The 1,660-nt window shown below is 65.6% G+C and carries 3 protein-coding genes; all 3 read right to left on the bottom strand.

The features are described 5' to 3' along the window. A partial coding sequence (locus MOV75_RS37055; RefSeq protein ID WP_247007862.1) for a Gfo/Idh/MocA family oxidoreductase occupies positions 1-231 on the bottom strand: 231 nt, incomplete at its 3' end. 162 nt (positions 232-393) lie between these two features. Beyond that, positions 394-1,194 carry a phytanoyl-CoA dioxygenase family protein gene (locus MOV75_RS37060; RefSeq protein WP_247007863.1) on the bottom strand — a complete coding sequence of 267 codons (801 nt, stop codon included), beginning with the start codon at positions 1,192-1,194 and terminating at the stop codon, positions 394-396. Between the two features lie 123 nt (positions 1,195-1,317). Then, the coding region (locus tag MOV75_RS37065) for an FCD domain-containing protein (RefSeq protein ID WP_247007864.1) at positions 1,318-1,660 on the bottom strand (343 nt) is incomplete at its 5' end.

The raw sequence follows: 1,660 nt of genomic DNA on the forward strand, positions 1-1,660 counted from the left end.
GCCGTCATCGGTGAAGACGGTCGCCGCGATACGCTCCGAGTCCCAACCGACGGTGCGGCACGCCTCGCGCGCGCGCGCGCGGTCGATATCGATGATGATGGGCACCTCCAGCCCCGGCGTGTGCGGCACCTGCGCCAGAAACATCGAGCCGAATTTGCCCGCGCCGATCAGCGCGACACGAACGGGCTTGCCGGCGGAGGCGCGGGCCTGGAGGAGGCGGAAGAGGTTCATGGGGGAAATCCAGTATGACTATCGTGTCCCGGACAAGGCGCGGCGTGCAACGCCGCGCCGCAGAGCCGGGACCCAGTGTGAGGGAATTCCGCGTAGCATAGGCCCCGGCTCTGCAGCGCAGCGCTGAAGAAGCGCCGCACTGCGTCCGGGGCATCAGACCGTTTACTCCGCCGCCTGTCGCGGCGCGCGGGCGAGGCGCAGCAGCGCATCGTCATCCACGGTCTTGATCGGTGCAAAATCGCGATGGGCGATGTACTCCGGCCGCGTCGGACTTCGAATGTAGTTCGAAACCGCGTTCAGCGTCAGGTACACGATCTTGCGCGGGTAGGGCGTGATGTTGCCGCTCGAGCCGTGCACCAGATTGCCATGGAACATCAGCATGCCGCCGGGCTTGCCGGTGGGCGCCACGATTCCGCCCTGCTCGACCAGCCGCGTCACGGTGGCCTCGTCCAGCGTCCAAAGCGGATAGGAGGTGGTGGCGAGGTCGTGCGAGGCTTGGAGATCGCCCGCGTTCTGGCTGCGCGGCACCAGCATCAAGGGGCCGTTGATCGGCATGACCTCGTCGAGGAAGATCGCGATGTTCATCGCACGCGGCTCCGGCATGCCGTCGTCGCGCTTCCAGGTGCCGTAATCCTGGTGCCATTGCCAGACGTCGCCTGTGAAGGCCGATTTCGCGTTGATCTTGAACTGGTGCATGTAGACCGGTTCGCCGAACAATTGCTCGACCGGGTCGATCATGCGCGGATGCGCGCCGAGGATGCCGAATGCCTCGTTGTAGAGATGCGCGGCAAAAGCCGTGCGCGGCGCGCCGCTTTTCTCGCGCCAGACTTCCGGCCGGTTGGCGCCGTAGATGCCGACCGCCTCGCGCGCCAGCAGATCGACCTCCTCCTGTCTGAACAGCTCGGGCAAGAACAGCCAGCCCTCACGGTGGAAGAACTCCAATTGCTCCTGAGACAGTTTCATGGGTCGTCCTCCTGTTTTGATTTTTTTTCGTCGTTCCGGGGCGATGCGAAGCATCGAACTCAGGTGCGCAATTGCGCACCGTAATGGCGCTTTGCGCGTCCGGAATGACGGCGTGTGTTGCAGCTACGCCGCCGCCTCGTCGCTCGCCCGCAATCTCTCCTCGGTCATCCGTCCCGCCGTCTGCGCATGCGCCAACGCCGCGCGTTCGGCTGCCTCGGCGTCGCCCGCGAGAATGTGCTTGGCGATGTCGGCATGTTCAGCCCAGGCGCTGCCGCGATAGTCGAGCTCCGACAGCACCGTCGCCATCGAGCGGCGCATATGCGGCCATTGCGGCGCGATCGTCTCCTCGATCACGGGGTTGCCGGCGAGCTGATAGATCGCGCGGTGAAAATCGACATCGAGCGCGATGAGCGCGGCGAGCGTCGTCGTGCGGTCGATGCCGCTGCCGGCGGCAAACGCCGCTTCC

Source organism: Bradyrhizobium sp. PRIMUS42, assembly GCF_023006515.1.
GTDB lineage: Bacteria > Pseudomonadota > Alphaproteobacteria > Rhizobiales > Xanthobacteraceae > Bradyrhizobium.